Genomic DNA, 26,369 nt, shown 5'->3' with positions numbered 1-26,369 from the left:
ATGCATGTTCGTCTTATCTTGGTGAGTAAAATCAACTTTTTATATTACATCCACTCTAAACCTTTATAAAATATATATATTCTAATTAATAACAAAGTTGTATCCTGAATAATAAGTGCTATATTTATTTCGATGATAAAACAGATATACTGTCAGTATATTAATAATAAAGGATGAGTTAATGTTTTCAGGACGACCGGTTAGTAAAAGGTTATTAATCTCGGTGCTTACTCATGCTATTTTTTTCATCGGTGGTATTGTATTAACTTACTTTGCCCACGCTGCACATCAAGATGCTGTTAGTAACAAAATAAATGAAGCCCTCAACAACCGCCTTTCTTCACTCTCAACAGGCGTTACTAGCAGATTCGACTTATATAAATATGGGCTATACGGTTTAAAAGGATTTATACACGGCATTGGCGTTAATAATTTAAGCTACCAAACAATTTCCAATTACTCTAACAGTCGCAATTACGCCCAAGAATTCCCTGGAGCAAATGGTATTGGCTTTATAAGAAAAGTGAATGCCGAAAACTTAGCTCAATTCTTAAAAACTGCAAAATCCGATCGACCTAACCAAATATTCAAACTAAATAAACTAGCTAACGAAAGTGATGAGCACTTTATTATTCAGTATATATTTCCTGAGCAAAGTAATTCACGGGCTCTAGGACTCGATATTGCATCGGAAAGTACACGTAAAAAAGCAGCATTAAATTCTGCAATTAATAACCAAGTTCAATTATCGGCGCCTATTACGTTAATCCAAGCGGATAACAAATCGAAACAAGGCTTTTTAATTTTACTACCAGTTTATAAAAATATTATTATTCCAACTGATAAAATCCAGCGTTTAGAGCAATTAATTGGATGGACTTACTCCCCTTTATTAATAAACAATATTTTAGACTCTCTTTCCCAAGCGGATGAAAATAAGCTAGTCATTAGCGACATAGGTAACAACGTTAAAACTGACTTTTTTAGCTACGGCATTAAAAGCAACTCGGCTGATTATCAGTTAAATAAAGTAATTAAAGTGATGGGAAGAACATGGGAAATCACACTTAGTGCTTCAGACACATTTATTGAATCACTACACTTACCGAGTAAATATCAAGCTATTGTCAATGGTGTTTTTTATACCCTTATTTGTATGTTTATAACTTTAATAATTCAGCTGTTTTTTTACCGTAGAGCACAAAGAACACAGCGAAGAATTATCAAAGCTAAACAAAATAAGCATATGCTGCAGCAAACAAATTTAAAATTAGAAAAAGAAGTAAAATTACGTACTAAAGAAATTGCCGATATAAGTATGCTTCAACAAAGTATTTTAAACAGTGCCAGTTACTCTATTATTGCGACCGACATAAATGGCTTAATTACTTTGTTTAATCCCGCCTCTGAAAAGTTATTAGGCTATAAAGCGCAAGACGTTATTGGAATTGAAAACCCGGGTATTTTTCATTTAAAAGAAGAAATTATAAAAAAAGCCAAACAGCTTAGTGCAGAGTTAAATGAACCTGTTTTCCCTGGTTTTGAAGTGTTTATCTTAAAAGCAACGGCTACAGAGCCTGATATCAATCAGTGGACATACATTTCTTCTACAGGCGAGCACATACAAGTTAATATAAGTGTCACCTCTTTATTAAATAACGAAAATGAAATTGTTGGCTATTTGGGTGTAGCATACGATTTGACCGAACAAATTAATCACGAACAAGCTCTCGGACATGCTAAAGAATTAGCTGAACAAGCATCACAAGCTAAATCTGAATTTTTAGCAAATATGAGTCACGAAATACGCACACCTATGAACGGCATACTAGGTACATTACAGTTACTGCAAGAGCAGCCATTGAATGAAAAATCAAAAGAGTATTTAAAAAAATCACTTTATTCGACCCGCTCACTCACCACTATTATTAATGATATCCTCGACTTTTCTAAAATTGAAGCTGGGAAGCTTTCATTAGAATATAAATCATTCGACCTTTTTGAACTTATTCACCACTTAGAGTCTGATCTTGGCCTGCAAGCCAGTGATAAAAATATATACCTTAAATTTATAATTAATATTGAGCATAAGTACTGGGTGGGCGACCCCGTTAGACTCAGACAGATATTTTTAAACCTAATATCTAATGCGATTAAGTTTACGTCGCAAGGTGGCGTTACAGTAACGTTTAGGCTAACCGACGAAAACAAAATATGTTGTTGTATATCAGACACCGGAATTGGAATTTCTGAGCAGGCTATAGAGCGATTGTTTGAGCGCTTTGAACAAGCAGAGCAATCAACTACGCGTGAATATGGCGGTACAGGTCTTGGCTTACCTATTACTAAATCATTAATAGGTTTAATGAATGGCGAAATTAAAGTAACAAGCCAATTAGATTCAGGTAGTCAGTTTTATGTGTACTTACCATTAAAACAAGCACAGATTGATGAAAGCACATTAATAACAAAAAATGTTGAGCTTCCTGACCTATCTGGAAAAACTATTTTATTAGCTGAAGATAATAAAATAAATCAGCTTGTTGCATCTGCGATGCTTGAGCCTACAAAAGCAACCATTATTATTGCTAACAATGGGTTAGAAGCAATCTCATTATACGAGTCACACAAGCCAGACATCATTTTTATGGACATTCAAATGCCTAAAATGGATGGTCTTCAGGCATGTAAAAAAATTAAGGCGCTTAATAGCGAACAAATTGTTATCGCATTAACCGCTAATGTTTTTACAGAGCAAAAAGAAATATACAGGCAGTTATTTGATGGTTACGTTTCAAAGCCAATTGAAAAACATGAACTTGTAGGCATGTTATCAACACTCTATTTAGTTAATAGTTAGTCATTGCGAAGGCATTAAAAAACCCAGTTACTAATACCTTTCGATATTAGTAACTGGGTTCTAAGAATAATGGTGGAGGGAGAGGGATTCGAACCCTCGTTAGGGATAAACCTAAACACACTTTCCAGGCGTGCGCCTTCAGCCACTCAGCCATCCCTCCACAGTGCTGCAATTGTGTAATGCAACAGCGCGCTATAGTATGAAATAGACCCTTAAGGTGCAAGGCATTTTTAAATATGAGCCTTTAAATGCTTACTTATCAAGCAATAGCTTATCTATAGGCACAAAAAACGGCTAAATCTAAGACCTAACCGTTTTAATTTATACTTTTAAAATTACTTAGCCATGCTCGCAGTAAATTCAAGCATGCGATTAAGTGACTTAAGTGCGCCTTCGCGTAAATCCATATCAACGAATACTTCTTTACCTTTAGGGCTTATGAGGGCTTCCTCAATCGCTTTTAAGCCATTCATTGCCATCCAAGGGCAATGTGCGCAACTTTTACATGAAGCGCCCTCACCTGCCGTTGGAGCCGCAAAAAACTCTTTATCTGGACATAGTTGCTGCATTTTATAAAAGATGCCGCGATCGGTTGCTACAATAAACTTTTTATTGTCCATTGTTTGCGCAGCTTTAATTAATTGGCTCGTAGATCCAACGGAATCGGCAAGTGCAACAATTTCTGCTGGTGACTCAGGATGAACTAATACGCCTGCATCTGGGTGCAGTGCTTTCATATCTTTTAAGGCTTTAGTTTTAAATTCGTCATGTACGATACATGCACCATTCCACATAAGCATATCAGCACCGGTATTTTTTTGAATATAACTACCAAGGTGCTTATCTGGGCCCCAAATAATTTTTTCGCCTTGCTCATCAAGGTGCTCTACTATTTCAAGTGCACATGATGAGGTTACAATCCAATCTGCACGCGCCTTAACTGCGGTAGAGGTGTTTGCATACACAACCACTTTACGGTCAGGGTGCTCATCACAAAACGCTGAGAACTCGTCTATCGGGCAACCAATATCTAGCGAACACGTCGCTTCAAGCGTTGGCATAACAACCGTTTTATTTGGCGTTAAAATTTTGGCTGTTTCGCCCATAAATTTTACGCCCGCGACGATGATCATATCTGCATCGTGACGTGCACCAAAACGTGCCATTTCTAGCGAATCGGCAACGCAGCCGCCGGTTTCTTCTGCAAGTGCTTGAATTTCAGGATCGGTATAATAATGTGCAACAAGTACTGCATTTTTATCTTTTAGTAATTGTTTTATACGCGCTTTATATTCGCCTTGCTCGTCATTTGTTAACGGTGCTGGCTTAGGGGGGAAAATATAACCTTCAGGCATAATAGTTTGAGCTAGACTCATGTTCTCGACCACTTATCTACAGTGCATTAATTAGGGCGAATTATACGAGAATATAAACATAAATAACAGCAAACTAGTTAAGCTGTTTATAAAAAATAGAATGGGAATTTAAAAAAGAATATAAAGGAAAGTATTAGAGAGTGGTGGGTCATGATGGATTTGAACCATCGACCAATTGATTAAAAGTCAACTGCTCTACCAACTGAGCTAATGACCCGCTCTAATATAAATCTGCTTTGTAAAAAGCTGCGTAAATCCGCCGATTAAAACTTTCATAGAATGGTGGGTTATGATGGATTTGAACCATCGACCAATTGATTAAAAGTCAACTGCTCTACCAACTGAGCTAATAACCCGCTCTATTGTTGCGTTTTAAATGCAACTTACTACTTTACGTAAATCCGTCGATTGGAACCAATCACTATTCAAAGGAATAAAGAATGGTGGGTTATGATGGATTTGAACCATCGACCAATTGATTAAAAGTCAACTGCTCTACCAACTGAGCTAATAACCCGTTCCAGTTGCTAACTTATTTCTAAGTTAAAGCCTGCGTAAATCCGCCGATTGATGCCACACACTATTCACAAGGAATAAAGAATGGTGGGTCATGATGGATTTGAACCATCGACCAATTGATTAAAAGTCAACTGCTCTACCAACTGAGCTAATGACCCGCTCTGACGTTGCGTTTTATAACAACTTAGTATTCTACGTAAATCCGCCGATAAAAGACCATTCAAAGAATGGTGGGTTATGATGGATTTGAACCATCGACCAATTGATTAAAAGTCAACTGCTCTACCAACTGAGCTAATAACCCGCTCTTTTTGTCGCATTTCGAGTGGGGTAACCATTCGTTTGCTGCGGGCGCTTATAATACTTATTTATAAAATGAGTGCAACCGAAATTGTCTCTTTTTTTAAGTTTTTATGTCTAGATGCACAAAATTAAACCGTTTGTGCTCAAACTACATGCAAATCCAAGATTCTTCGAGGGTTTCCATGTAGTTTGCTCGCCCTAACTAGAAATTTAATCGCTAGTGAACTTTAGTTTCCTAAACGATCAGTTGCTAGTTTTGCAGCGGTTGTACTTGGGTATTGATTGATAAGATCGCTCAATATTTTTTGCGCTTGCGCCGCTGAACCTTGATCTTGTAAAAGTGTGCCTAACTTTAGCATCGCATCTGGGCGTTTATTAGAATTTGGAAATTCGTTCACAACGACTTTAAAGTGCTCTACTGCTTTTACACCATCATTTTTAATAGTAAGCAACTGCCCTAACCAATAATGCGCATTAGACGCATAGACAGAGTTTGGGTAGGTAGTTAAAAACGTTTGAAATTCAGGAATCGCTTGGTCATAGCGTTTATCTTTCATTATTAACGCGACAGCGCGCTCATAGGCTTCATTTTCAGATAAGTCACTGCTATAGGTCTGTGCATTGCTTTGTTGCGTGTAATCAGTTGCGGGAGCTGCTGCTGGCTGTGTATAAGCCTGGCTCACGCGGTTTTCAATTTCTTGATACAACTCACGCTGACGCTGCAGTACTTTTTCAAGCTTGTAGCTTTGCTCTTCGGTTACACCTCGAATTTGGCTTACTTCGTCTTGTAACAAGTTAAGCTGTTGCTGTAACTCAACTTGCAAAAAGTTACGCTGTTGCATCATATTCTCAAGCGACGCTAATCGCTTCTCAATACTTGATTGTGAACTCGCAGCTTCTGAAACAGGAGCGGGAGCAGCCATTAACTGGGTGCTCCCGCTCAATATCATGGCTGCCAAAATAATTTTCGGCTTCATAATATCTCTTATCTTAGTAAACTAGTACCGCACGGCGGTTTTTAGCGAAAGCTGATTCAGTGCGAGACTTAACCATTGGCTTCTCTTCACCGTAGCTTACCACTGACATTTGGCTAGCTGAAACACCTAGGCTTAATAAGTATTTTTCAACTGCTTGGCCACGGTGCTCACCTAGTGCAATATTGTACTCTGGAGTACCGCGCTCATCTGCATGGCCTTCAATTAGTACTTTAACTGATGAGTTTTGAACTAAAAACTCAGCATGTGCACGAAGTAAGTCTGCGTACTTGCTTTCAACTGTCGCAGTATCAAAATCAAAGTAGATTACTTGCTCTTGACGAAGTGCTTCGTACTTTTGACGAAGTTGCTCTTCTGCTTGTTGCTCAGGAGAAATTGTAGCAACTTCAACCGTATCAGTGTTAGTTGATTGCTCAACAACGCCTTGATTTGATTGGTTTGCAGCACCTTCATCAATATCTGAAGATGAGCTACAAGCTGCTAATGTCATTACTGGCACAGCAATTAGCAGGCCTTTAAGTATTTTGTTAAGTTTCATTGAGTAGATTCCTATTTTGAGTAAACCAGTAATATTACTGTAAGTATGGCGACCAAGCTGGTGCCTTTACTTGTCCGTCTAGCACAGGTAACCGTGCCTTAAAGCGGCCGTCCATCGATACTAGCGCAAGTACCTGTTTATTATTATGAAGCGTGCTATATATAATCATCGAACCATTTGGCGCTATGCTCGGTGATTCATCTAGGCGTGTTCTCGTTAATACTTGGAACGCGCCTGTAGCCAGCTCTTTCTTAGCAAGATGGTACTGCCCGTTGGTACGGTTAACCATCACTAATTCTTTTCCATCTGGTGTTATTGAACCAGCAAGATTCATATCACCATCAAAGGTGAGTCGCTGTGACCTACCAGTTTTTAAATTTAACTTATAAATCTGAGCATTACCACCCCTTTCAGATGTAAACACAATATCTTGACCATTAGGGTGCCAAGATGGCTCAGTATCTATGCTACGGTGATTTGTTAAGCGTGTTTCTTTACGTGTAGCTAGGTCAAGCAAGTAAATTTCTGTTGCACCCGTCTTGTCCTTAGAAAGCACTAATAATAGCTTTTTACCATCTGGCGAAAACTGCGGTGCACCGTTAATACCACGGTAGCTTGCTATTATTTCGCGCTTACCTGTGTATATATCTTGAATGTAAATTTGGCTTTGACGGTTTTCAAACGTTACATACGCTAACTTAGTACCATCTGGTGACCACGCTGGCGACATTAAAGGCTCTTTTGAGCGAAGTAATACTTGCTCATTAAATCCATCATAGTCTGCAACAACGAGTTGATAAGGCTTAGGGTCATTATCACGTACTATTACATAGGCAATTTTAGTTAAAAATGCGCCTTTTTCACCAGTCAATCTTTCATAAATAACGTCACTGATTCGATGAGAGTAACGGCGAAAACCACTTTCACCAATAACACTTTCACGCGCTTCCAAAATATGATCTTGGCTTTTAACTAGCTTACCATTACTCATCATTTGTGTATTGCCACCGGTAATTTGGCCGCGGATCACGTCAACTAACTCATAACGCACTAAGTAACGCCCATCAGTTTGCTGCTCAACTTCGCCCACTAATATCGCTTCCACACCTTTATTAACCCAAGATGCGTAATCAATTTCGCTATCTTTGGTTGGCTGTTGTGGCATCTGCGCTACATCTACAGGTTTAAATTTACCACTGCGCATTAAATCGGCAGCAATAACACTGCTTAATTTTTCAGGGATTGGGCCAACACCTTGGTACTTAAAAGGTACTATAGCAATGGGCCTTGCACCGTCTACACCCTCAGTTATTACAATTTCAAGTGCTGCATTAGCAACACCCACAAACCCAAACAGTAAAACTAAACAGGCTATTTTTATTTTGTTGAACATATCATTCCTTTAAAATTCTGGCTTGATTGTTAAATTAATATTCTTAAGTTGTTCGAATACGTCTTTATCTTTAGATACCGGTAATGTGTCGGCCATGCGCACTGCTCTTAATGCAGCTTCACATACCAACTTATCGCCACCTAATGATTTAACTTGCGTTACTAAACCATTAAAACCTAAACGAATATTTACTCGGCACTGTTGGTTTTTCATTTTTTCATCAATCAATAAGTTTTGCTGAATACGCGCCATAATTAATGCACGGTACTTATCAACTTCGCTTACCACTTGTTGTTGACGTATTTTACTACGGGCAGCCTGCTCTTTGGCAAGTTGCTCTTGTAACATTTGCTCTTGCATTGCTTGCTGGCGTTTACGTTCGGCCTCGGCTGCACGCTCTTTTGCTTCTTCTTCACGTTTTTTACGTTCAGCTTCTGCTTTTTTAAGTGCGTCTTCTTCGGTTTTACGCTTATCAGCAGCAGCTTTTGCTGCACTTTCAGCTTCTTGCTTTTGCTTTTCAGCTTGCTTAGCTTTAGCGCGCTCTTTTTGCTCAATGGCACGTGCTTTTTTAGCTTGTGCTTGCGCCTCGGCTGTTTCTTTTTCTTTAGCTTTACGTTCTTGCTCTAGCTTTTTAATATGCCTAGATTCAGATTCGCGTTGCTTACGTGCATTGGCCGCTCTGCGTTCTAAATCGCGGATACGTTTGTCTTCAGCACTTTTTTTATCTTTTTCTTTCTTTTGAAGTTCAGCAATTTTTTGCTCAACTTGTTTTTGATCAACTGTAACGGCTGATACTGCTTTATCTGGCGTAGGTATAGCCGAATTAAGCGTTACTTCCATTACTTTAGGTGCTGGCGGATGAATGTTTGCAGACGCATACAAAAAACCACCAATTCCTAAATGAAGTACTATCGATTTTACTACTGAACTATTCATACAGCTACTTCCCCTCAAAGGATTCAGTCATTAATCCTACTGATGGTACGCCTGCATTTTTCAAAAAATCCATTAGTAATAATACTTCTTGATACGACACCTTACCCGAGCCTTTAATCATAACTGGCACGTCAGGGTTTTTCATTAACTGTAATTTTATAACCGCAGCAACATCAAGTGCTTCCATAGGCTCTTCAGGATCAGTACCTACGCTTACATAATATTTACCCTCGGCATCAATTGAAGCAATAATGGGCGGAGTATCTTTAGTATCAACTAAATCAGACTCTTCCATTTTAGGTAAATCAACTTTCACACCGTGTGTAATAAGCGGTGCTGTTGCCATAAATATAATAAGTAATACCAACATTACATCAATGTAAGGTACTACATTAATTTCTGCGACCGGACGGCGCTTTTTACGCTGATACATTCGCTTGTGCCTCTATTTGTGTAGCTGCTTGACGGTGTAAAATATTAGCAAACTCTTCCATAAAGTTAATATAGTGAGACTCAAGCTTTTCAACACTGTTTGAAAAGCGGTTATAAGCAATAACGGCCGGAATTGCCGCGAATAAACCCATAGCAGTCGCAATAAGTGCCTCTGCTATACCGGGTGCTACCATTTGTAATGTAGCTTGCTTAACTTCACCTAGTGCAATAAAGGCATTCATAATACCCCACACTGTACCAAACAAACCGATGTACGGACTAATAGAACCTACCGTTGCTAAAAACGATAAGCTAGATTCAATTTTTTCAATTTCACGAGAAAGCGCAACACGCATAGAACGATGCGTCCCTTCCATAACAATACTCGCACTTTGAAATGTATTCTTTTTATGACGAGCAAACTCTTTAAAGCCTGAAGTAAATAAGGCTTCAATACCTTGAGACTGACCGCTGCGTGACGATATTTCGTTATACAATTTACTTAGATCAATACCAGACCAAAATTTTTGCTCAAATTTCTTAGCATTTGATAGTGCATCTGATATTGCTTTTTTACGCTGAAATATAATTGTCCACGACATTACAGACATGGCAACTAGCCCTAACATCACTAACTGAACAAGCAAGCTTGCTTCTAAAATTAGGTCTAAAAAATTAAGCCCTGATCCCACGTTAAACTCCTAAGTAATTTCAAAATACGGCAAATTGGTTAATTTGTGTAAATATGACCGTTTATACGGTCAAAAGTTGCATCTAGTGTATCTAGTCCATTTCAAGCTGACAACGGTATTGCTATGAATAGGCAACAAAAAACGTTAAAAAACAGCTTTAGTTGGCATTTCCCTTTGCCTCAGTATTTTATTTAATCTTTTAAATAAACTCGCTAACTATAAATATGCGTAAATATATAAGTAAAACGTCATAAAATGCGCCGTTTATTCAAAATAAGAGCATAAACACTCAAAACCTATAAGCCTTACCTTCACGTAACAGTAAAACTAATACCGAGCCACATCAAAAGAAATTACTTAAGCTAGAAATTTCATCAACTTATAAATTTAACGATTAATTAACGCGCAAGATTCAAACAACAATAAAATTCACCGAATTAGTTTTTCTAATCTGAAAATACAAATTTTCTAGTTTGAATAAAAAGGTGATCTTACGTATTATTCTCCCATACCGAACTAGCGCACCGAATGAGATAGTTTCATTAAGCCAAGTTCTTAGTAATAGGATATTTTATCGTATTACATTGTTTTACTCTTTCTGGATAAAACCAAATTCAGTAAAACGTAGTTCCCTGGATTACTTCCTTCAACTTGTTGTTTGCCCGCATTTTTTGCGGGCTTTTTTTTGCCTACAATTTAGTGCGCTACATGTTTTATACCAACCTGCATAAATCTTTGATCAATTTAACGAATTAAATTGCACTATAACGTCGTTAAAAATTTTTTATTTAGAACAACTAGATACAAAAACTTTTGCCTAGTTCTAGCGTAATTTTCTTAACGTTAAGTAGACCCCATATATAAGCAGATTGGTATTATTTATAAACTAATAATTGCCCTACCTATTTTACAATAAGTAATTCGGTTACTAGTTTGAATGGTACGCAGGATAGCTTCGCGAGTCTTAACGCCCTGTGAATTAACAGTTAACTATAAAGCGTATAAGTATTTTGAAATAACATTTGCAACAGTGTGCTGAGGTTTTGGGTAAAATACCAGCCGTATAAATATTTGAAAGAAAGGGATACTGAGTCAATTACCTGCTGCGCAATAAACCACAGCAAGTAATATGTATGAGGCTAGTCTTTTTTAGGAAGTAAACCAAAGTGATGGTATGCACTGTCAGACACTATTCGCCCACGCGGAGTACGCTGAATAAACCCTTGCTGAATTAAAAACGGCTCTATTACATCTTCTATTGTTTCACGCTCTTCACCAATAGCTGCAGCTACATTGTCGAGTCCTACTGGGCCGCCCATGAATTTTTCAATTATTGCGAGTAAATATTTGCGATCCATATAATCAAAACCACTTTTATCTACATCAATCATATCAAGCGCTTGCTTAGCTACTTCGGCGTTTACTGTGCCGTCAGATTTTACCTGTGTGTAATCGCGTACACGCCGTAATAAACGGTTTGCAATACGTGGTGTACCACGTGAACGTTGTGCAATTTCGGTTGCGCCGTCGTCACACATTTCTAAACCAAGATAATGTGCAGAGCGCCCTACTATGTGCGACAAATCTTCTACAGAATAAAACTCTAATCGCTGCACAATACCAAAACGGTCACGCAGTGGCGATGTTAGCGAGCCTGCTCGCGTAGTGGCACCAATAAGTGTAAATGCAGGTAAGTCTAATTTAATAGAACGCGCAGCTGGGCCTTCACCAATCATTATATCAAGCTGGTAGTCTTCCATTGCTGGATACAGTATTTCTTCAACTTGCGGGCTTAGCCTGTGTATTTCATCAATAAACAGTACATCGCCTTCTTCTAAATTAGTAAGTAACGCAGCTAAATCGCCTGCTTTTTCAAGTACAGGGCCGGATGTTGTTTTAATACTTACGTGTAATTCGTTGGCTACAATATTTGCAAGCGTGGTTTTACCAAGCCCTGGTGGGCCAAATATTAATAAATGATCGAGCGCTTCACCACGGGTTCGGGCAGCTTCAATAAAAATTTCCATTTGCTGCTTAACATGAGGCTGGCCTCTGTAGTCGGCTAAAAGTTTTGGTCTTATTGCACGATCTATAGAGTCTTCATTTGTTTTTTCAGTCGCATCAATTAAGCGATCCGCTTCAATCATGGGTTACTCACAACATTGATTTTAAAGATTCTCTAATAAGAACCTCAGTAGACATATCGGGTTTGCTTATCGATTTTACTGCTTTTTGAGCTTGTGGCAATTTATAACCTAATGCAAGCAGTGCCGATACGGCATCATCGGCTGCGTTATTAGCTATTGTCGCATCGCTCATTGGCTCTATTACTGCACTGTCGCTAAATGGCGTAAATAAATCATTACCCCAATCTTTTAATCTGTCTTTCATTTCGAGTACTAAACGCTCGGCTGTTTTTTTACCTACACCGGGTAATTTAACTAGCGACGTTGAGTCTTCGTTATTTACACAGCTTACAAATTGCTTTGCCGACATGCCCGATAAAATAGCTAAGCCAAGTTTTGGCCCAACGCCGTTTGCTTTTAATAGCTCTCTAAACAAAGCGCGTTCTACTTTATTATTAAAACCAAATAATAACTGAGCATCTTCACGCACTACAAAGTGGGTGTAAACAATCGCGTTTTCACCAATTTTTGGTAAATCGTAAAAACAGGTCATTGGCATTTGTACTTCGTAACCGACACCACTTACTTCGAGTAATATTTCTGGTGGCTGTTTTTCGACTAAAATACCATTTAAGCGGCCTATCATAGTTATTTCCTTAAACGTCCTCTAACGGTTTTGCTTGCGCTACCCGCTAGTTTAATTAAATTTTGTTCTGAGTGAGCGTGGCAAATCGCAATAGCGAGTGCATCAGCTGCATCGGCCTGTGGCGTACCTGGTAGTTTTAAAATATTTTTTACCATGTGTTGCACTTGAGTTTTATCAGCGCCACCGTTACCTACTACTGCTTGCTTAATTTGCCTAGCTGAATATTCAAATACGGGCAAGTCGGCCATTGCAGCACCTACAATAGCAGCGCCTCTAGCTTGGCCAAGCTTTAAAGCAGAATCGGGGTTATGCGCCATAAATACTTTTTCAATGGCAAAGGTTTCTGGCGAAAACTGCTCAATAAGCTGTGTAATGCCTTGATAGATCATTTTAAGCCTAACCGGAAAAGGATGATCGGCTAACTTAATACAACCACTGCCTAAGTATGTAAATTTAGAACCTTGGTGGGCAACAACGCCATATCCGGTCAAACGTGAACCAGGATCGATCCCTAAAATAATGGCCAAACAGCACTCCATTGTTATTATTTTTAAATTACGCTAATAATGCCAGAGCACTGTATAAATTACCAGTGCAAAGAAAAACAAAAATGCCCACGTGTTAGGCGGGCATTTGAAGGAGCATGTTAGTTTAAGCTTACCCTAGGGCACGCACTAATCCTTGGGTATTTTGTTTAAGTGTTCGTGCAATCATTAAATAGCCTAATCCAGCCACAAATACACCGCCAGCTACCGGACCAATAATCCATATATGCGGGTGTAACTTACCTGCTAAATCAAACATTTGTTGCTGCACAATTAAAAGCGCTATATCACTAAAAAATGCAGCAACTAAGCCAGCTAAACCGCCGAGTAATAAAAACTCGTACAAGGTCGCGTTTTTAATTAATCGGCTTTTAGCGCCAAGCGTTCGCAGTATGACAATTTCTTGCATACGCTCACCTAAACTAGCTTGCACTTGCGATATAAGTACAAGCGCGCCACACAGCACAACAATTGCAAGTACAAAGCCAATGGCGAGTGATACTTGCGAAATAGTTGTTTGTATTTGCTTAACAAAGTTATCAATATCAATCGCTGTAATAGTAGGGTAAGTACGCAATAACTGGCTAAAATCACGCTTTTGATCTGGGTTTATACGTACCGACGAAATATACGTTGCCGGAAAATCTGCAAGTACATCTGGGCTTAAAATAATAAAAAAGTTAGGTTTAAGCGTGGCCCAATTAACTTTGCGCACACTGGTGATTTTAGCATCGAACGACTGCGAACCAATTAAAAATGTGAGCGTATCGCCTATCTCAACATCTAAACGCTCAAGCATCGACTCCTCTACTGAGGCTTCAGCCATCGCATTTTCACCAAACCACGTGCCTTGTGTTACTTCATTTTGGTCAGGCACATCTTTAAGCCATGTAAGGTTTAGCTCGCGGCCAATACCTGCACGTGCTTCTTCGTCTTTTTTCTCGTTGTCTTGCAGCGATACAGAACGTGCTACCAACTCGCCGTTTACCGCATTTACGCGTCCACGAATAGTGGGATAAAACTCTGATACCTGAATATCTTTTTGTGCTAAATACTCATTAATTGGCTCAAGCTCATTTTGCGTAATATTAACTAAAAACGCATTAGGCGCGTCGCTTGGAAGTTGCGACTGCCAATCAGATATCATGTCGTTTTTAAGTACCACTAAAAACAGCAGTAATTTAATCGCTAATGAAAAACTAATTAACTGTACCGCGTTCACATTTGCACGCTTTTGAATAGATGCAATTGCAAGCGACCAACTGTTACCTGGCTTAAGCCCTAATTTTCGACCGCCACCAAATATTAATTTAGATATCAAAAACAACACACCAATTAGCGCAAGCGTTGAGGCAAACAAAATAAGCGTTATTTTTATGTTGTTACTAAATAACCACATTAATAAAAACACAGTTAGCGCACTCATGCCTAAATGCACACGACTTACTGCCAACTTGTCACCTAAGTTACGGCGCAGCACTCTAAGCGGTGGAATATCAAATAAATCAAATAACGGTTTAATAGAAAACATAACGGCACAAATTACGCCAGTGCTTATAGCCACCAGCCAAGGTTTAAAGCCACCTAAAGGTAGCTCTGTGCCCATACTTTTCGATAAGTAACTTGTTGCTATTTCTTGCAAGCCATAACCAATTAACAGCCCAATACTTACCGCCATTGCACATACAAGCAATAAATGGAGCATGTATATTTTGCGGATCATTGAACGGCTACCGCCTAGCGTTTTCATCATCGCTACTGGATCGTATTGGCGTTCACAATAACGTTTTGCTGAAACGGCTATAGCCACTGCGGCTAAAATAATACCTAATAGGCCGGCAAGTAATAAAAAGCTCTCTGCACGGTTTAAACTATTTGAAATAGGTGATTGACGGTCTTTAACGCCGTACCATTGTTGGTTTTCTTTCATTTGTGGTTTAAGCCACTCGTAAAAGCTATTTATATCGGCCTCATTACCTGCATAAAGTTGGCGATAATAAACACGACTACCTGGCTGCACAACTTCGGTTTTTGCCACATCGTCAATATTAATAAGCACGCGGCGGCTACTCGAAAATACATTAAATGGCGCATCGGGCTCTTCTACAATAACTTTTGAAACATTAAATAATGCAGCGCCAAGCTCTACTTGCGCGCCTATATCAATGTTTAAACTGTAAAATACTGATTCACTTAGCCACACATTACCAGGCGTTGGTCCGCTATTAGCAACCTTAGTTTCACCGGTTAAGGTATCTTTAACTTTTAACTGCCCTTTTAACGGGTACGCATTAGATGCCGCTTTTACTGAGCTAAACTGCATTTCATCATCGGCAAACAACATAGTGTCGAAGTACACCATTTGCGCCGTTTTTAAATTTTGGCTCTGTGCTTTAGTAATAAAAGCAGTGTCGAGAACATGATCGCTTGCAAGTACACGGTCTGCTGCAATAAAAGCACTGCTTTTTTGCGCAATACTTTGCCCTATTCGCTCAGTAACCATAGACAGTGTAAGCACGGTTAAAACAGCAAGGGCGATAGCTGCGCTTATAACTGTTAGCTCACCACGGCGAAATTCTCGCGAAAATAACTTAAGCGCTAACTTAACCCACATTAGCAACGTCCTCTACTTGGCTTTTTACCAGTAAACCCGCTTCTATTTGAATAATGTGCTCACATTTTTGTGCAAGCCCTTCATCGTGAGTAACCAAAATAAGCGTGGTGCCGTGTTGCGTGTTTAAATCAAATAATAAGGATTCAATCATTTTACCGTTTTTGCTGTCTAAATTAGCCGAAGGCTCATCAGCAAACAATATTTTAGGCGTACCAATAAATGCTCGCGCAATAGCAACACGTTGCTGTTCACCGCCAGAGAGTTGCGACGGGTAATGATCAATTCGATGGCTCAAGCCTACTTTTTCAAGCAAAACAATTGCTTGCTCTTTTGCATCACTTTCGCCAGCAAGTTCTGCTGGCAGCATAACGTTTTCTAGTGCAGTTAAGCTTTGTACTAACATGAACGATTGAAACACAAATCCAATTTTAGCCGCGCGCAGTGCAGCACGCTCTTCTTCATCTAAATTGTGTAATGGCTCGCCATCTAAAAATATTTCGCCGCTGCTTGCGGTATCCAGCCCTGCTAATAAACTGAGTAACGTTGATTTACCAGAGCCCGACGTGCCAACAATAGCAACAGACTCGCCATGCTTGACATTAAAGCTGATGTCGCTGAGGATGGGCAGCTCGCCTTCAAAGGTAGAGACTACTTTAGACAAACCATTAACCTGAATTATATTTAATTGAGAAAGCGCTGACATATGACTCATTCAATCCTTCGTTTAGTATTCATTTTATTTTTAGTTATCAAACCGCTGAGCGCAGCAGCCGACAACACGATTTTAATACTCGGTGACAGTTTAAGCGCAGCCTACGGACTTCAACAAGAAGAAGGCTGGGTAAAATTATTACAAGATAAATACGATGACGAACAAGCCGACATTGAACTTATCAACGCCAGTATTAGTGGCGAAACATCTGGTGGAGCCCTACGCCGTTTAGATGCACTGCTTGAGCAATACGAACCCACTCATGTACTTATTGAGCTAGGTGCTAACGACGGTTTACGTGGTTTTCCAGTCAAAAAAATGCAAACTAACTTAACGTCTCTTATTCAAAAAAGCCAAGCAGCTAATGCGATGACCGCCTTAATGGAGATTTACATTCCCCCTAATTACGGCCCGCGTTACAGTAAAATGTTTACTGACACTTTTTCGCGCGTTAGCGAAGAAACAAATGCGCATTTAATGAACTTTTTTATGCTCGATGTTGCTGGTCAACCTGAGCTAATGCAAAACGATAGTTTACACCCTAACAAAAAAGCTCAGCCATTAATACGAGATGAGATGTATGACTCGATCAAAAAGTGGTTAAATAAAGACTAGCTAATTAATACACCGCAAGGGCGCCTTTTTAGGCCTCTTGCGTAATAAACACCCAAACAAACAATCGCTTATTGATTTTTAAAAAAATACACGTACTATTGCATACGAATCGGTATGTGGCGCAGCTTGGTAGCGCACTGTCATGGGGTGGCAGGGGTCGAGAGTTCGAATCTCTCCATACCGACCAATTAATTCCTTTAAAAATAACAATCTTCGTTAATCTAAACCTAACCATCAGTAAACTTTACTTCCAGCAATTCGATAATACTCTATATCTAGATCCATATTTTTTTGTTATCAACCTTAATACTAATCTGCTTGCACCTCTCCAATATGTATTCTTTTAAAGACCTCTTTGCTCTCATCAAGAACCGCTACCTATTTTAATAAAATAAAGTTAAGCGTATAATTTTCAATCAGATATTAATAATAGGTTTTTAATTAAACTGTACAATGGCACCGATGCAAAACTAAGTTGAATTTAAGGCTCTGTATTAAGTAACTTAGCATAGCGATGATTTAAGTCATTCAGTAAGGGAAATAAAATGAAAATAGGGATAGATCTCGGTACAACTCATAGCGTAGTGGGAATATGGCAAGATAACGCGGTTAAGTTGATTCCGGATATGGAGGGTAATGTGCTCGTTCCTTCAATTGTTGGCTTGTCGGAAGACAATTATATTCTTGTAGGCCAAGCAGCTAGGGATCGATTAGCAACCCACCCCGCACACACAATTTGTGAATTTAAACGTTTTATGGGCACTGATAAAACCTTTTCATTGGGCGAGCAAGATTATAGCGCAACTGAACTATCAGCCATTTTATTAAAAAGCCTTAAAGAGCAAGCCGAACATTATTTACAAGAGCCTATTACTGAAGCCGTTATTTCGGTACCTGCCTATTTTAACAATAAACAACGCCAAGCAACGCAACAAGCGGCTTTACTTGCAGGCCTTAAAGTTGAGCGATTACTTAATGAACCCACAGCCGCAGCACTCGCTTATGGGCTCGATAATAAAGACTGTGAGCAAACTTACTTAGTACTGGACCTTGGTGGCGGTACATTTGATGTGTCGGTTATTGAGGTGTTTAACGACATATTTGAAATACACGCCTCATCGGGTGATAACTACTTAGGCGGTAACGACTTTACTAACGTTATTGAAGAAGATCTTTATAAGAAAAACGATTTGTACAAAGGTTTTTTCTCAGATAGTGAACTACGTAATATTTGGTCGTTGTGCGAGCGTTTAAAGTGCCAATTAACTAACGAGTCAACAGCCAGCTTTAATTTTGAATATAAAGAAAAAACGTATTCATATACCCTCACTCTGGAAGATTATCGTACATTGTGTAGCGAGTTAATTGAGCGAATTAAGTTTCCTATTAACCGTGCGATGTCTGACGCTGACTTAACACTTGAAGACGTTAATGGACTTATTCTTGTTGGCGGCGCTACGCGTATGCCTATTTTTCAACAGCAAATTAGCCGTGTGTTTTCACGTATACCGCAAACTCAATATAACCCTGACCATGCTATCGCTACTGGTGCTGCAATTCAGGCAGGTATGAGCGCACGTGCTAAAGAATTGAAAGACGTAATAATGACTGATGTTTGCCCATTCACTTTAGGCGTGGAGGTAAACAACAAACATGGTCAGTCTGAGTTTTTGCCTATTATAGAACGTAACGCGACGATTCCTGTAAGCGAAACTCGTTCTGTTTATTCAGCTCACCCTGAACAAGAAAAAGTACTCATTAAAATTTATCAGGGTGAACATTACCTCCCTAAAGATAATGTGTTTTTAGGCGATTTAGAAATAAATCTTGAGCCGTTAAATATAATACAAGAGTTATATTTAACATATACCTACGATCTTAATGGTGTACTTGAGGTTGAAGTGACTAATGTTGCAAGTGACAAAAAATACCGCACTTATGTAGGCGAAAATGAAGAAAGCTTGAGTGAAAGTGAGTTACGTGAACGTTTTTCACGACTTAACGCACTTAAGGTTTTGCCTAAAGACAAACTTGTAAATACTGCATTTAAAGCAAAGTTAGAGCGTTTATTCCAAGAAAATCTAGGCGATAAAAGGCGAGAGATTGGCGAGGCGATTGGTCAATTTATGGAAGTGTTAGAAACACACGATAACCACAAAATAGAGCGTATGATCGAAAATATAAAGCGCTATCTTAGTTATTAAAATTAGCTATTAAAGTTAGTTATTAAAGTTAGCTAATAAAAAATAGTTTCAGTTAAAAAATTACATGCATTAAATAAAGAGTGAAGTAATGAACCATTGGAAAATATTAGGCATTGAAGCCACAACAGATAAACGCCTTATTAAACTCGCTTATACAGAGATTCTAAAAAAAACATCGCCAACAGAGTTTCCCGAAGAGTTTAAAGATTTACGAAAAGCATATGAGTTAGCTATTAAAGAGGCTAAACGACCTGCTAAAAATGAAGACACAGCACCCAATCAAATATTTGAAGATGAGCACGAAAAAAAAGGCGTTATTAACGAGTCATTTTTTGATGAAGAAGAGCACTCTCCCGCACCTACAGAAGCTGAAATAGTTAAGCCTCAACCTATCGAGTTAAATTGTATTCGCTCTATTTCAGAGCTGCAAGTAGCACTCAATGAATTATATTGTAATGTGATATCTCGCAGCGATGTTGAACAATGGAAGTTATTATTTTCGTCGCCATTATTTTGGGATGTCGATCAAAGTCAGCAAGTCTCATTTACTTTAATTGATTTCTTTTCAGAGAATTACTTTTTATCTGCCACGGTATTTAAATTTTTAGATGAGAGTATGAAAATCTCTAGTGAGTTAGTAACCAATAAAAATAATCACTACCGTGAACTTGCTATTGCACTGCATCATTATATTCAGAGCCTACCACTGCGAATCGATGCCCTATCTAACATTGATCACAATATTAGCTTTGAACAACTGCAGCAGCATCTTCAGTTACGTAATTTAATAGAAGAGCAATGTATATATTCTAAGCTTACAGCTGAGCAGCTAATTACGCTTATGCAGCGAATCAATTTGGTATTTTATAATGACGAGTCACTTTATCTTTATGTTGCTAACTATTTATGGACATTGGGTGCATACACAGAAATTAGTAAGTTACTTGCCTCATTGCCAGAGCCTACAGATGCAAGCATAGATCAGCTGCGAGATTTACAAGCACACGCAGAATTTAAGCTTAAAAACTATGATATAGCACTCACTATTTATCTTGCGCAGCGAGAACTTATGAAAAGTTTTTATGCGATGAATATGACTAAAGAGATTGGTCTGTGTTATTTGCACCTTAAAAATTATGAAAAAGCATATACGTATTTAAACTCTTATTTTTATACTAGCCCTGAGGATATAGACCTTCGCTCTGCTTTGATTATCGCCCGTCGATACTACATAAAAGATCTTAAAAAAAATGAGGAAAGTAACGCTCTTAAAATAGCGACGTTACAATTTGAAAATGGTCGCTACAAAGATGCTTTAATAACGACTCAAACATACCCTCTAATTTTTCACGCTGATTGCAATTATTTACAGGCTTTATGCCTTGCTAAGCTAGAACGCTTAGATGAATCATTTGACGTTTTTATCGCCTTTATGAATCTACATTTACAAAAACAGATAGATCCTTGGCCTCTACTGGTTGATTTATTTATATATTGCCCAGACTCAATTGATTTCAATTTGATAATGGAAACTATCGCAAAAAAAATACAACCATCTCCTAACAAGTTTTATAAAACCCCTCGCGTACTAGGCTCTGTACAAGAGAATATATACTCACAATTAGAACTCAAAACATTAGATCTTCCAGCGACTGATCATGATGGAAAACCCAATAAACCCATGGGTTACGCCCTCTATGCTGATTTAGACTATAAACAGCAATATGCTTGGGCAATGCTACATGCGTTAATGGCTAAATTGGCAAACTTCGAAGATAAAGCGATTGTGAAGCAAATAAAACAAGCCGCTATTTATGCTATTAAGCAAGCTATGCCAAAAATCACACACCAACCAAGTTGGAGCTTAAAGTTTATTCACATAGCTTTTGATATAGATGATTTTGATACCTGTATTAAGCTCGCAAACATCACGATGAGCGAGTTTTCTAATTTACCACAAACCTACTATTACAAAGGGCGATCGCTAGCTGCCTTAGATCAATATGATGCAGCAATACCTATATTAATATTAGCCGCAGATAAATACGGACATCAGAGGCTTGGGATGTACTCACTTGAATTTGCAGTGGAGTGTTGTGAAAAGCTCGTTGAACATGGACAACCAATGCATCCTAATTACAATGAGATATGCCTCAAACTGCAAACAACAAAGGAGATTGTAGATGCACAATCAAAGTGAAGTAGCTTGTGTAATTACGGATGATGCGACCTTAAGTTCAGAACAAAAATTATGGCTTATTAGCCTCTCAGGCCACCTTTCAATGCAAAATGGCTATTCATTGAATACCTTAAAGCATCACAATAAAAACTACACTGACGAGTCAGTTGCTAACGGTAATTTAAGTATTTTAGATAATGCTTATGGCGTTACAACAAAAGAAGAGTTAATTGAAACTTTAAATGTTTTTTATAACACATCAAATAGCCAAGTTTTCATGAGTTGTATGGCTGAACTCACCAGAAATGATTTATTAGCAAGATACTACATTGAGAATAAATCTACTGCCTATCAAAATACGCCTATAGGTATTATGTCGGACTGGGCAGGAATACATAAATTCTCACTGGCTCGTTGTGGTATTAGAGCTTTTGATATTGGCCGCTATGCTTTTTTATGTCGTTGTGGTGTTAGCGTTAATTTTTTAACCGAAGAAGAAGCATGGCATTACCTTAAGCCTATTGGAAAACTGGCACAAACCTTATTTATTAGCTGGCAAGAGTATGCAACTAGTTATGTAGTTGGTCGGTGTATATGGCAAAAGATTACAACTCAAGAAACGTACAGCGAGCCAAACCCTGACTTTAATTTTAGCCATGATTTATTTGAGAAAATAAATGATACGGCTGCTACATTGCAAAGTATATTAGCTGATGACGAGCACCCATGGTGCCAACTAGATTGGGAAATGGACTTTTAATTTCAATATTTTGATTTTATAAATACTTACTGAATAACGCATTTTGCAGTGTCGTTATTCAGTAAAGTTAATGTTAGTGCTTGCGCCCTACACCATTTCGTACCATGTCTTGCCCTGTTTGGAATACGTCTTCTGTAATCATGCGTGCTAAAAGTAGCTTTTGATTATCGTCAAACACAGCAACAAAACGGCTGCCATCTTTGTTATTAGTAGCCATGCCAACACCGGCAACACCTTTAAGTCCAAAACCACCGTTTTCGACATCTATTAAAAAGCTTTCTAGTTCGGCTAAAGTATCAATTACGTCATTTTCATTATTCATTTTAAAACTCTTTTAGTAAGGCCTTGGCTAGGCTTTTAAATCATTATGGTGGCTATTTTATAGAGAAGAGCCAAAAACTTAAACCCTTGGCTCAGGTTAGTAACTAAATAGACTTTATAGCTAACTCTAAATTGCTTAGTGCACAACCAAACTCTTTTGCATTAACGCGATGATACTGTGTGTCACTCGTTGCTGTAAGGCTAATTATAAACTCATCTTGTTGAGCTACCGCACTTTGCTCTTGGCTTAGGCACATAGCTTGAGTAAGTGATCGCAGTTTTGAATTTGTTAAAATTGAGCCAAAACGCTGCACTGGCAGTGGAGGTATTTTTATAGCGGGTAACGCCTCATCTATTGTGCGCTTGCTTAGAGTAAACGTGTTATTGGTAATTTCAATTACACTGCTTGTAGGCCAATACGAGTAGCTATAGCTCTTACTCTCAGGTTGTGCTTTACCTTGGTTAGCTAAATGCACTACACCACTTTTGCCTATTACGGTTATTAAACTACCTTCTGGCGATTTAATAACAACCAAAGCCGTATTTTCATCAATACCAAAACCATGTTGAATCTCTGTTTTAGTCTTTTTTACTTCATTTTTATTTAACGCCGCTGCGAGCCTAAATGTACGGTTTTGTTCGCTAAACTGAGTATCTAGTACACCAAAATTAAAGCTGCCAAGTCCACCAGCATTAGTGTTATTTTCATTTTTGCGAAGTGCCTCAAGGCTTGTCGTATTTGTAAGCATGCCCGTCACTTTACTTTGGATTGCTGCGCCCGCGCCTTCACCTACAATTACTGGGCGAGTTTGCAATGCTTGCGTCCACGGGTATGGATTATTGTTTTGATCAAATAATACCTTGTGAGTTAATGCTGCATTACCGCTATTAAACATCACACCGGTACTATTTTTAATAAGTGATACAAGTGCATTAGTGCCACTTTTGCATAAAGCGTATTCGGCCTTTGTGTACTCTGGATAAATTGCTTCCCGGTTATACACATTCATTAATGTATTTCTGAGAGCGGGTAATTCATCGCACGAGTTACTCGTAATCGCTTTAGCAAGTGCTGGCGTTAGTGCTAACCATTGAGTGTTTATATTTGATTGTGCTAAAAGACTCTGCGCTACATCTGCCGACTCATAAGGGTCGCGGCTCGATGCCGTAATAGCAAGCATGGTGGGTTTTACGTTATTAACTTTTAAACTGCCCGACACAAATTGTAAAATACTATTAGTCGCGACCTCAATATTAAAATCGGTATTTACTTGCTCTTTTAAGCGCTCAGCGTTTTTATCAAGTAGCGGCACTTCTAGCATATCAAATACAAAGTTGTATTCTTGCTGAGTCAGGCTTTCTAATTGCTGGTTATTTATATCGCGCCATAACCATAATAAATCTGTTTTAGATACGCTATTTGACGATTTACCTAGCAAGGTTTTAAGTGTTTTTAATACAGCCGTTTTTGCCTCAACGTTATTATTAGGCCAGTGCTGCGTGATGTTTTTTATTTGAGCGTTGCTAACAGCATATAAATTATGTGACTTACCATCAATAGCAGTCTCTTTTTGGCAATTGTTAAGCTTTGCGCTAGTACAGGTAGTAAGCTCTGACCCCACTAAAATTAAAGTTTGGTTTTGCTCTTGAGCCACTGCATTTATTGAATATCCAACACCAAACAATGCCACTAACATACCTAGTAACTTTGGCTGTTGATCACGTAAAAATGCACATATCATAATGTAAACTCTAATATAAATTATAAAACTAATATGTTGTAGTTTAACAGCTAGCCACTTGAGCCTAAATATATTTTTATAAATGTTAAATAATTCAAGCCCCTGAAAAGCGATAGCGTTAAGCACTTCATTTAAATAAATTGTTTAGCTTACATACTTGCCCTTGTAAATATTAACTAAACAAATTTAAACAGAGCATTTGTTGATCAAATTCATTGTTTAAATTACGGTGGTGCATTGTTTTATGTAACTAGGGTGAAATATGGACTTTTCTAATGAAGAGGTAAATTTTTTAGCTGAGTTATTCAAACCAAATACAAAACAACGTTCCCCTCGCGATCATATGCTTACAATGAAAAGCTCTATACCCGCGAGTATTGCTCACCTTTTTACCCACGCTAATCTAACTTTGCTTGCTGAAGTTGCTAATTACCAACTTTGGTTTCCCTTGCAATTAAAAATTGATGAGTTAGGTGTAATTAACCCCACTTTGAGCGCACCAGAAGTAATTGATACAAAGGGCACTCAACGTAGTTGGCGCTGGAGTGAGCTAAATATTAAAAGCCAAGGTTTTAATATTGAATCGATTTCCAGTACTGGAATATTTTTAAAACCGTTAAAAAGTGGAGAGAGCTTAAAAAAATTACAGCACATGAGCTTTACCTTACCCAACAAAGAAAGTATATCGATAGATGTAGAACCCGTTAGGCAAAGTAACCTAGGGATTGCAGCAAAAATCACTCAGATTCATAGCGGACAAGAGCAATTACGCGCCTATCTGTTTGAAGAACATAAACGCCAATATGCTAAGCTGTACGAAGATGGACAACTAATTGAACAGTTAATTTAGTCCCTTTTAAACACTCACAAGCACTTCACTTGGCTTTATTTAACCCCCTCTCAATGTTAATCTGTCCCCCTATTAATAAATCATAAGGATATGACAATGCCAGGTGCTTTTGCGCACATCACAGCCGTTAATATTGCAACGCAAACCAAATCACTCGCTAAAATGGATATGCCTAAAAAGGCAAAACTTATTTTAAGCCAACGCCAAGCATACCTTGAACTAGGCTGTGTAGCCCCCGATTATCCTTACTTAGCAGTAGCGCAGCCTAGCCAAAATGCGTGGGCCGACCTAATGCACTATGAGCACACAGGCGATTTACTTAAAGCCATGATTGAATACTGCAAAACACTTGAAAGTGAAGCATTTGAAAAGTGTTTTGCTTGGTTATGCGGTTATATGGCCCATGTTGCTGCGGATATAACGGTGCATCCAGTTGTTGAATTAAAAGTAGGCCCGTATGAGCAAAATCAAACGGCGCACCGTACCTGCGAAATGAACCAAGATGCATTTATTTGGCAGCGTTTAAATTTAGGTGAGTTAGGTTATGCTGACCGCGTGCAACAAAACATTGGATCTTGTACTAACAAAGACGATAATTTTGATACCGATATTGCAAAAATTTGGCAACATGCTTTATTAACGGTTCACCCAAGCTACGCTGCACAACACGCTCCTAACTTTAATTCATGGCATAACGGTTTTCAGCTTGTAGTAAATAATGTTGAAGAAAGCTATCGATTATTTGCCTGTGCACGCCATGTTGCTGCTGATTTAGGTTTGTTTTATCCTCGCCCAAACGAAGTAGACACCACTTTTATTGAACAACTAAAAACGCCGCACGAGCCTATGCATTACAACGATATTTTTGACTTTGCCGTGAGTAATATTCAGCACTACATAATCGTTATTGCCAATGCCGTATTTTTAGATACTGATTGCAGTGCAATTAAAAATTGGAACCTAGATACAGGCTACGATGAACACAACACGATGACGGTATGGAGCAAATAA

The 26,369-nt window shown here is 38.5% G+C and carries 21 protein-coding genes and 7 tRNA genes; 8 read left to right on the top strand and 20 right to left on the bottom strand.

Translation table 11 applies throughout. The features are described 5' to 3' along the window. Window positions 1–181: 181 nt before the first annotated feature. Window positions 182–2,860: a CHASE domain-containing protein gene (locus P20429_RS17240; RefSeq protein WP_007580398.1), complete on the top strand. Its 2,679-nt coding sequence runs from the start codon at window positions 182–184 to the stop codon at window positions 2,858–2,860. 70 nt (window positions 2,861–2,930) lie between these two features. Here the strand turns inward: P20429_RS17240 and P20429_RS17245 are convergent. The 18 genes from P20429_RS17245 to P20429_RS17330 all read right to left on the bottom strand — a co-directional run bounded on the left by P20429_RS17245 (window position 2,931) and on the right by P20429_RS17330 (window position 16,678). Further along, window positions 2,931–3,020, bottom strand: a tRNA-Ser gene (locus tag P20429_RS17245). A gap of 175 nt (window positions 3,021–3,195) precedes the next feature. After that, entirely contained in the window at window positions 3,196–4,236 is a 1,041-nt protein-coding gene (nadA, locus tag P20429_RS17250; RefSeq protein WP_007580396.1) for a quinolinate synthase NadA, read from the bottom strand. 141 nt (window positions 4,237–4,377) lie between these two features. Then, window positions 4,378–4,453, bottom strand: a tRNA-Lys gene (locus P20429_RS17255). 63 nt (window positions 4,454–4,516) lie between these two features. Continuing rightward, window positions 4,517–4,592: transfer RNA gene (locus tag P20429_RS17260), tRNA-Lys, on the bottom strand. A gap of 85 nt (window positions 4,593–4,677) precedes the next feature. Next, window positions 4,678–4,753, bottom strand: a tRNA-Lys gene (locus P20429_RS17265). Between the two features lie 84 nt (window positions 4,754–4,837). Beyond that, window positions 4,838–4,913 (bottom strand) — tRNA-Lys (locus P20429_RS17270). A 70-nt stretch (window positions 4,914–4,983) separates the two neighbouring features. After that, window positions 4,984–5,059, bottom strand: a tRNA-Lys gene (locus P20429_RS17275). 226 nt (window positions 5,060–5,285) lie between these two features. Continuing rightward, window positions 5,286–6,035 carry a tol-pal system protein YbgF gene (ybgF, locus tag P20429_RS17280; protein WP_024590479.1) on the bottom strand — a complete coding sequence of 250 codons (750 nt, stop codon included), beginning with the start codon at window positions 6,033–6,035 and terminating at the stop codon, window positions 5,286–5,288. Between the two features lie 13 nt (window positions 6,036–6,048). Then, a complete protein-coding gene (gene pal, locus P20429_RS17285; protein ID WP_007580392.1) occupies window positions 6,049–6,591 on the bottom strand; it encodes a peptidoglycan-associated lipoprotein Pal in 543 nt (180 codons plus the stop codon). A 34-nt stretch (window positions 6,592–6,625) separates the two neighbouring features. Further along, window positions 6,626–7,984 (bottom strand): Tol-Pal system beta propeller repeat protein TolB, encoded by a 1,359-nt coding sequence (tolB, locus tag P20429_RS17290; RefSeq protein ID WP_007580390.1) that lies wholly within the window; start codon window positions 7,982–7,984, stop codon window positions 6,626–6,628. 9 nt (window positions 7,985–7,993) lie between these two features. Continuing rightward, a complete protein-coding gene (gene tolA / locus P20429_RS17295) occupies window positions 7,994–8,920 on the bottom strand; it encodes a cell envelope integrity protein TolA (protein WP_007580388.1) in 927 nt (308 codons plus the stop codon). A 4-nt stretch (window positions 8,921–8,924) separates the two neighbouring features. After that, window positions 8,925–9,353 (bottom strand): protein TolR, encoded by a 429-nt coding sequence (tolR, locus tag P20429_RS17300; RefSeq protein WP_007580386.1) that lies wholly within the window; start codon window positions 9,351–9,353, stop codon window positions 8,925–8,927. Next, window positions 9,340–10,044 carry a protein TolQ gene (gene tolQ, locus P20429_RS17305; protein WP_007580384.1) on the bottom strand — a complete coding sequence of 235 codons (705 nt, stop codon included), beginning with the start codon at window positions 10,042–10,044 and terminating at the stop codon, window positions 9,340–9,342. Before tolQ ends, tolR begins: the two co-directional genes overlap by 14 nt. 1,139 nt (window positions 10,045–11,183) lie before the next feature. Further along, entirely contained in the window at window positions 11,184–12,191 is a 1,008-nt protein-coding gene (ruvB, locus tag P20429_RS17310) for a Holliday junction branch migration DNA helicase RuvB (RefSeq protein ID WP_007580382.1), read from the bottom strand. Between the two features lie 7 nt (window positions 12,192–12,198). Further along, the gene (gene ruvA, locus P20429_RS17315) at window positions 12,199–12,816 is read right to left on the bottom strand and encodes a Holliday junction branch migration protein RuvA (RefSeq protein ID WP_002960647.1); all 618 of its coding nucleotides are present in this window, start codon (window positions 12,814–12,816) and stop codon (window positions 12,199–12,201) included. A 2-nt stretch (window positions 12,817–12,818) separates the two neighbouring features. Next, window positions 12,819–13,343, bottom strand: a complete 525-nt coding sequence (gene ruvC, locus P20429_RS17320; protein WP_002960649.1) for a crossover junction endodeoxyribonuclease RuvC — start codon at window positions 13,341–13,343, stop codon at window positions 12,819–12,821. A gap of 130 nt (window positions 13,344–13,473) precedes the next feature. Then, a complete protein-coding gene (locus tag P20429_RS17325) occupies window positions 13,474–15,975 on the bottom strand; it encodes an ABC transporter permease (protein ID WP_007580380.1) in 2,502 nt (833 codons plus the stop codon). Then, the gene (locus P20429_RS17330) at window positions 15,965–16,678 is read right to left on the bottom strand and encodes an ABC transporter ATP-binding protein (protein ID WP_007580378.1); all 714 of its coding nucleotides are present in this window, start codon (window positions 16,676–16,678) and stop codon (window positions 15,965–15,967) included. Before P20429_RS17330 ends, P20429_RS17325 begins: the two co-directional genes overlap by 11 nt. Between P20429_RS17330 and P20429_RS17335 the strand changes: the two genes are divergently transcribed. The 5 genes from P20429_RS17335 to P20429_RS17355 all read left to right on the top strand — a co-directional run bounded on the left by P20429_RS17335 (window position 16,679) and on the right by P20429_RS17355 (window position 22,445). Next, window positions 16,679–17,302: an arylesterase gene (locus P20429_RS17335; protein ID WP_007580376.1), complete on the top strand. Its 624-nt coding sequence runs from the start codon at window positions 16,679–16,681 to the stop codon at window positions 17,300–17,302. It begins immediately after the preceding gene. A gap of 110 nt (window positions 17,303–17,412) precedes the next feature. Further along, a tRNA-Pro gene (locus P20429_RS17340) sits at window positions 17,413–17,489 on the top strand. A 358-nt stretch (window positions 17,490–17,847) separates the two neighbouring features. Beyond that, window positions 17,848–19,506, top strand: a complete 1,659-nt coding sequence (locus P20429_RS17345) for an Hsp70 family protein (RefSeq protein ID WP_007580374.1) — start codon at window positions 17,848–17,850, stop codon at window positions 19,504–19,506. Window positions 19,507–19,594: 88 nt separating this feature from the next. Further along, window positions 19,595–21,706: a CDC27 family protein gene (locus P20429_RS17350; RefSeq protein WP_007580372.1), complete on the top strand. Its 2,112-nt coding sequence runs from the start codon at window positions 19,595–19,597 to the stop codon at window positions 21,704–21,706. Continuing rightward, window positions 21,690–22,445 carry a DUF1266 domain-containing protein gene (locus P20429_RS17355; RefSeq protein WP_007580370.1) on the top strand — a complete coding sequence of 252 codons (756 nt, stop codon included), beginning with the start codon at window positions 21,690–21,692 and terminating at the stop codon, window positions 22,443–22,445. The genes P20429_RS17350 and P20429_RS17355 overlap by 17 nt, the downstream gene beginning before the upstream one ends. A 73-nt stretch (window positions 22,446–22,518) precedes the next feature. Here P20429_RS17355 and P20429_RS17360 read toward each other — a convergent pair whose 3' ends face one another. Further along, window positions 22,519–22,767 (bottom strand): hypothetical protein, encoded by a 249-nt coding sequence (locus P20429_RS17360; protein ID WP_007580368.1) that lies wholly within the window; start codon window positions 22,765–22,767, stop codon window positions 22,519–22,521. 103 nt (window positions 22,768–22,870) lie between these two features. After that, entirely contained in the window at window positions 22,871–24,508 is a 1,638-nt protein-coding gene (locus tag P20429_RS17365) for a hypothetical protein (protein ID WP_007580367.1), read from the bottom strand. 262 nt (window positions 24,509–24,770) lie between these two features. On the opposite strand from P20429_RS17365, the gene P20429_RS17370 reads away from it, so the two are divergent. Together P20429_RS17370 and P20429_RS17375 are read left to right on the top strand one after the other, a co-directional pair. After that, window positions 24,771–25,358, top strand: a complete 588-nt coding sequence (locus P20429_RS17370) for a hypothetical protein (RefSeq protein ID WP_007580366.1) — start codon at window positions 24,771–24,773, stop codon at window positions 25,356–25,358. Window positions 25,359–25,454: 96 nt separating this feature from the next. After that, window positions 25,455–26,369 carry a zinc dependent phospholipase C family protein gene (locus P20429_RS17375; RefSeq protein WP_007580365.1) on the top strand — a complete coding sequence of 305 codons (915 nt, stop codon included), beginning with the start codon at window positions 25,455–25,457 and terminating at the stop codon, window positions 26,367–26,369.

The sequence above is a fragment of the Pseudoalteromonas sp. BSi20429 genome, from assembly GCF_000238895.1.
Lineage (GTDB): Bacteria > Pseudomonadota > Gammaproteobacteria > Enterobacterales > Alteromonadaceae > Pseudoalteromonas > Pseudoalteromonas arctica.
Note: the sequence above shows the minus strand (reverse complement) of the source record. Positions and strands in the feature narration are given on the sequence as shown.